This window comes from Paraburkholderia sp. RL18-085-BIA-A (assembly GCF_046027075.1).
In the GTDB taxonomy this organism is placed as follows: Bacteria; Pseudomonadota; Gammaproteobacteria; order Burkholderiales; family Burkholderiaceae; genus Paraburkholderia.
Map to the genome: position 1 here is coordinate 1 of NZ_JARESU010000266.1, position 5755 is coordinate 5755.

Genomic DNA, 5755 nt, shown 5'->3' on the forward strand with positions numbered 1-5755 from the left:
TAAGTGTTCTGTGCAGGGAAACAGTCACGCAAAGCTGGCATCTTCTTCCAGAGACCATCGATTCCGGACTTCGAACGTCACAGTTCCCAGATAGCGGAGTTCCGCTGAGCGGCGTCGACCGGCGCGCGACCCGGCAACGACCGAAATTCAGTCGATCACCCACACGGACAGTCCCTTTTCGGAGCTTACGTCTTCGCGACACCTGCACGGGTTAAACTACCCGGCAACAAAATTCAGATTCAAGCGGGGTGGCTGGCATGGGCAGCGCGGATTCTCATTCTTGGCCAGGGCACGCGGTTTTTGGCGCATCTTCGGAAAACCCTGAGAAGGAGCAAGCGGTCCTGCGTATAGCGCTCGGCACCGTGGTTCTTCTCGCGTACCTGGCTGCCAACTTTATTTCTCACTCGAGAAACGCCTATGCGACGCTAGTGGTGGTCGCGTTTTACGTGATATTCGGCGTGGCGACGTATGTGGCCGTGACGGTGGCGCCAGCGCGCTCACATCCGAGGTTAGCGCTTACCACGCTTGCTGACCAGACCATACTAATGACGGCTCTGGCGGTTGGCGGCCAGGCCGCGCTCCCGCTGCTGTGGGTCGTTTTCTGGTTCCTGGTGGGCGCCGGCTGTCGTTATGGCCAACGAATGCTGGGTTTGTCGTGTGCGGTGGCGCTTGGAGGTCTCGCCGGCCTGATGCTCTGGCAACCGTGGTGGCGGGCAAACATTACCGTCGGCCTGGGTATGGCGTTTAGCGTGGCGGGGACATCGCTCTATCTGGCGGTGTTGGTGTACCGACTGAAAAAGCAGGCTGCGACCGATCCTCTGACGGGGCTGAGCAATCGCGTCCGGCTCGAGCAGGCCATTGGCCGGACGCTCGCCACTCGAGATGGCGAAGCGGGTCGGACCACCTTGCTTCTCATTGACCTCGACGGTTTCAAGGAGGTCAACGACACCCACGGACATGCGGTAGGGGACGAATTACTGCGGAGCTTTGCCACAGCCCTGATGAGCCGCATGCGCCGTGGCGACACGCTCGCCCGCCTGGGCGGCGATGAATTCGTGGTATTGGCCCAACACGTATATGACAAGCAAGGCGCGCTGGCCATTGCCGATAGTATTCACGCGATCCTGAGCAATGTGCAAACCGTGGGTGGACATCCGGTCGCCGTTTCCGGCAGCATTGGCGTGTGCATGCTGGCGGAAGGTGCCGGGTTCGCCTCTCTCGATGCCCGGACATTGATGCGCGCCGCCGATAGCGCAATGTACCGCGCAAAGACGCGAGGAAAGGGGCAGACCGCGTTCGCTGACGCAGCCGAAATGCAGCCAGCATGAGCGCACGCCAATTTCGAGCCATCTCATCGCAATGACACTACCGCGGCGTCGCATCAGAAAGCCTGACAGGGCCGGCCACCAGGAGCCGATTTCGATGCACGCTTACTGCGGTACGGAAAGAGCCTCGTAAAAGCCGACGTCCCTAATGAGCGCCGCATGTCGCCAGTCAATGCATCTACGACAGCGGTCCCTGAGGTTCGGGCTGTTCCGTTGTCTCGTACCTCTGGCATTCTCCCAGACACCGAACCGTGCCGGAATATCCCACTCGAAAATACCCAGGCCGCCGCGGATGCAGCCCCGTTCGGCGGTGTACCGCCGGGGGATCGGGTCGATGGAAGTTGAGCGGGTGGCCCTTCCTCTATGAACTGCAGGCGCTTTCAAAACCGCGAAGCCGCAGATGAGATGCCTTTACCCGCTCCGGCCGACGCGAAATCGAGGACTATCATCCACTATTCCGACGCCGGATACGAGACCGTGGCCCTGTCCCGGGCCTGGCAGTACCTGACAATCGAGCCACAAACGTGGTTTAAAAGATGGATGTAAATGAGAACATCAGGAACGCAAAGCAAATTGGTAGACACGGTCGCGGCCAAAAAAATAGGGGCTGCGTCGAGCCGGCCGCTTTCGGCGGAATACGACCGCTCGCCCCTGGTCGACACGTGCCCTTAGATTTGTAAGTTTGTGGACACCGGTCTTTCACCTGTCTGCCCTGGCATCGGCACCGTCTTCGCTGCGGAGAACATCGTCGTCCTTCGCTGTCCCCGGATAGCATGGCGCACGGTACGTGTGCCGCGTCATCGCTTCGCTGCATGCGCCAGCCACCATTCCCGAGCATGCCGAGTTGATTGCCAAAAGCGGTAAGCACTATTTCAGCCGTGCGCGGCCGTTCATCGCCAGCAGCGACGTTCAGCCGACGGTGCCGGTCAAACCAGGAGATGCTTACGACTCGTACCCGAGCGGCCACGCGACGTTTGGCTATATGAGCGCCATCCTGCTCGCGCAAATGGTCCCCGAAAAGCGCGATGCGCTCTTCGCGCGAGGCCGCGAATTCGGCGCGAACCGAGTCGTCGACGGTGTCCACTATCCGAGCGATGTGGAAGCGGGCCGGATCGACGGGACGCTCGTCGCTGCAGCGCTGTGGCCAGCCCCGATTTCCAGAAGGCCTTTGCCGAGGCGAAAGCAGAAGTGCGCGCCGTGCTGGCACTCGACTAAAACGGCACCCGCAAACGGCGCGCAGGAACGCCTGTCATGAAACAGCAACGTGGTCATGGCACCCTGCGCGACCACGCCGGGCGTCTCATCTCACAGCCAGGGCAACCGCCAACGTGACCTTCAGCGGTCCGGGAACGGCGCAGCCGGCAATCCAACGACGCAGGATCACATGGAACAACGACCTCTTGGAAAGTAAAGCAGCGATCGTCAACCACGCGGGGCACAAGCCTCGCATTCTCGTCGTTGAAGACGACGATCGCGTGCGGCTCGAAGTGACGGCGGCGCTCGAGGACTACGGCTTCGCGGTGGATAGCGCGCCGAGTGGGCATATCGGCCTGCTGCGCGCGCTTGATGACGATTTCGACGCCGTCGTGCTCGACCGCATGCTGCCCGACATCGATGGCCTGTCGATCCTCTCCACCCTGCGCAACGTCGGCAAACAGACTCGTGTACTGATTCTGAGCGCACTTTCTGCAGTCGACGAGCGCGTGAGAGGCTTGCGCGCCGGCGGCGACGATTATCTGATCAAGCCGTTCGACAGCCTCGAACTCAACGCACGCCTGAATGCGCTGCTGCGCCGCCGCTCTTCGCCTAAAGAGCGATCGGCGCTGGGCGTGGGCGACCTCATTCTCAATATGAGCACGCGTCGGGCGGAACGCGCGGGCGAGGTCATCAACCTGAAACCGCGCGAATACCAGTTGCTCGAATACATGATGCGCCACGCCGGACAGCCGGTTACGCGCGCGATGCTGTTCGAGTCGGTATGGAATTACCGCTTCAACGCGCAAACCAACGTGATCGATATGCACATCGGTCAACTCCGCCGCAAGATCAGTCTGAACGGACAGATGTCGGCGATGATCCACACAGTTCGAAATGTCGGCTACATCCTCCATGCCGGCGAATAAGCGCCGCACGCGCATGCCCATCAGCAGCGTCACCTGGCTGCTGGCGGTCTTGATCAGCTCGGCCATCGTCCTGTTCGCGATGCTTTACTGGGTAATGCACTCGTACCTGATGCACGAGGTCGACGAGCGGCTACTGGGAGAGGTCGCTGAACACACCCGCCGCTCACCCCATTGTGTTGGTCGGCTAATCGGTGTAACCAAGCACTACAAACGCAGCCGTGGACTGACCCGCTTGCTGTAGCACGCCCGCTGCGGACCTCGCGAGCCGCGAACGCGGCCGACACTAAAGCGTTGCCGCGGCAAATGGTAGCTGCGAGTCGAATCGACACTATTGGACCGGCCACTTCCGGCATGGAGCAATACGGATCCGGATGCGCGAAGGTCGACTGTCGAAACGTCGTACAACGACGGCGTACTATGGTCCAGTTTGCTTTTATTCAGTGCGGGCCCAATATTTCGAAAATCCTCGAGGCCGCCCCGGCAAGCTGAGCGCGACACTCGACCGAACCGCAACACAGAGGGGTCAGTAAAGTAAGCACACACAGGTAATGCTTCTGGCTATTCCATCCTCGGGAGACGCGCATTGAGCAGAATCTCAAACTGGCTATTCGAGGCGGTGGCTCGGGTCACACTGTTGTTGCAGACAAACATTCACGGCCCAGGCGATCTGCCAGGAAAGACGATCGGCACATCGGCGGGGACGACCGCCGCCGATTATCTTACCCAGCGTGGTTTGCCGTTTGTCGATGTGAAGACTGCGGACGACGGAATCCGCATGCTCACCCAAGGCGATGTGCAGGCGATCGTCTATGATGCGCCGACTCTGCAATACTGGGCCGCGAAGCGTGGCAATGGCATATTGCTGGTCGTCGGCCCGTTGTTTCGGCCTGAAAAGTATGGCATCGCTTTGGCGCAGGGCAGTCCGTTGCGCAAGCCTATCAACGAAGCGCTGCTGTCCATGTACGCCGACGGCACCTACGAAAAAATCTACGGAAACTGGTTCATGCAGGGGAAGTAGATGATCAACCATGTCAGTGGTTACCCAACGTAATGTTGCCTATGGACCAACACATCGACGCAAGCAATGTTGAGCATTGAGACTGTCAGATCCGGTGTGGGCACCAGAGTGCCCGCGCTCATTGGCTCTCAGTTGTTTTAGTCTGAGTCTGCTCGAAACTGACATGGCTGTTGCGGACACGAGGGCGTGGACAGCAGACGCGTCGCGGAATCGAGCAATTGGCATCGGAACGTTGCGTGCGCCGCCGATCGCCGCGAGTTGGATCGTCTGCGCGGCGATATAGAATCCGGTAAGTGCGTCACCATCGACTGCGACGTCCAGTTTACATTCCCTATATAGCTCGTTGCGTCGCTGCAGTCTCTATCGTGATTTTCGAAGCACCGCCTGTTACGCCTTCCCGGTCCAACTTTGCTGATGCTCGCCCATCACCCACTCGTTAGGAGGGGTGCCATCAGCTGTATTTTGGTACAGCCAGCTTCCGCAGACCGTGCAATTCCAGTTGCTGCTGATTTTCGTCATGTGGCTCGGCGGCCCGATTGCACGAACGACGGAAGCCGCAAGATCACCATGCGGACGAACGCTGGATGGCTTGCCAACTAATTCGCGACAGGCGTTGCAAGGCTGCACAACTGTTTCCAATGAGCTGATTCGAGGAGTCAAATCGCTCGGCCTATGCCGAGTTCGCGTCGCACCACTGGATCGCCCAGCGCTGCGCCGCCTCGATAGCGGCGGCGTCGGAGGGATAGTCGCCGAGATCTCCCGACCATTTGACCTCGACGGTGTCGCCGCCCACCAAGGCGCGCTGGTAGATTTTTGCACGGGCGTAGTAATGGCCGCCTTCTTCAAGAGGCGACGCGTCGACACGGAAGTCCTTGTAGTTGAACTGCATCCTCGCCTCCCAATGAGTGGGGAAATCCTACAGTGCGACACTGCGCACAGCAACCGGTTGGGATACCGATCCGTGGCTGCAGGCTGCGGAATTCAGACGCGTGCTTGCGTGTCTCAGCATTCTTGATCAGTCGGATCGGCGACGCGATCACCTTGATCCGTGATCGTGTTCGCCGGGAGTAGTCGACTCATCTCGGGCGTTGGATTCTCGGCTGTTGAACGGCGGTGTCTCCGGGTTACACCGATCATTGCATGTAAGTGTTCAGGTCAAGACCTCCTGAAGCGGCAGCACGTACGTTTGCTACGCTCGAAGAATTTTCTTCCCGTTCTGTTTTGAGTGTCTTCGCTGGCTTCGAATCCTTCTTCAGCGTTGCGATTATTGCATTCACTTCCTGCATTTC

The 5755-nt window shown here is 59.5% G+C and carries 6 protein-coding genes; 5 read left to right on the forward strand and 1 reads right to left on the reverse strand.

What is annotated here, in order from left to right; translation table 11 throughout:
* Positions 1-257: 257 nt before the first annotated feature.
* From P0D89_RS50510 to P0D89_RS50530, 5 genes are all read left to right on the forward strand, one after another.
* Positions 258-1328 (forward strand): diguanylate cyclase domain-containing protein, encoded by a 1071-nt coding sequence (locus P0D89_RS50510; RefSeq protein ID WP_408361597.1) that lies wholly within the window; start codon positions 258-260, stop codon positions 1326-1328.
* A 784-nt stretch (positions 1329-2112) separates the two neighbouring features.
* Positions 2113-2580: a phosphatase PAP2 family protein gene (locus tag P0D89_RS50515; RefSeq protein ID WP_408361596.1), complete on the forward strand. Its 468-nt coding sequence runs from the start codon at positions 2113-2115 to the stop codon at positions 2578-2580.
* Between the two features lie 145 nt (positions 2581-2725).
* Entirely contained in the window at positions 2726-3448 is a 723-nt protein-coding gene (locus tag P0D89_RS50520) for a response regulator transcription factor (protein ID WP_408361595.1), read from the forward strand.
* Entirely contained in the window at positions 3435-3689 is a 255-nt protein-coding gene (locus tag P0D89_RS50525) for a hypothetical protein (protein WP_408361594.1), read from the forward strand. The genes P0D89_RS50520 and P0D89_RS50525 overlap by 14 nt, the downstream gene beginning before the upstream one ends.
* Positions 3690-4031: 342 nt before the next feature.
* Positions 4032-4466, forward strand: coding sequence for a type 2 periplasmic-binding domain-containing protein (locus tag P0D89_RS50530; RefSeq protein WP_408361593.1), 435 nt, complete (start codon positions 4032-4034; stop codon positions 4464-4466).
* Positions 4467-5136: 670 nt separating this feature from the next.
* Here the strand turns inward: P0D89_RS50530 and P0D89_RS50535 are convergent.
* Positions 5137-5355 carry a hypothetical protein gene (locus P0D89_RS50535; protein WP_408361592.1) on the reverse strand — a complete coding sequence of 73 codons (219 nt, stop codon included), beginning with the start codon at positions 5353-5355 and terminating at the stop codon, positions 5137-5139.
* Between the last annotated feature and the right edge of the window lie 400 nt (positions 5356-5755).

Excerpts from the sequence above, each read along its gene's own strand:
- P0D89_RS50510 (WP_408361597.1), top strand. The coding sequence starts at position 258 with ATGGGCAGCGCGGATTCTCATTCTTGGCCAGGGCACGCGGTTTTTGGC.
- P0D89_RS50525 (WP_408361594.1), top strand. The coding sequence starts at position 3,435 with ATGCCGGCGAATAAGCGCCGCACGCGCATGCCCATCAGCAGCGTCACC.
- P0D89_RS50535 (WP_408361592.1), bottom strand. The coding sequence starts at position 5,355 with ATGCAGTTCAACTACAAGGACTTCCGTGTCGACGCGTCGCCTCTTGAA.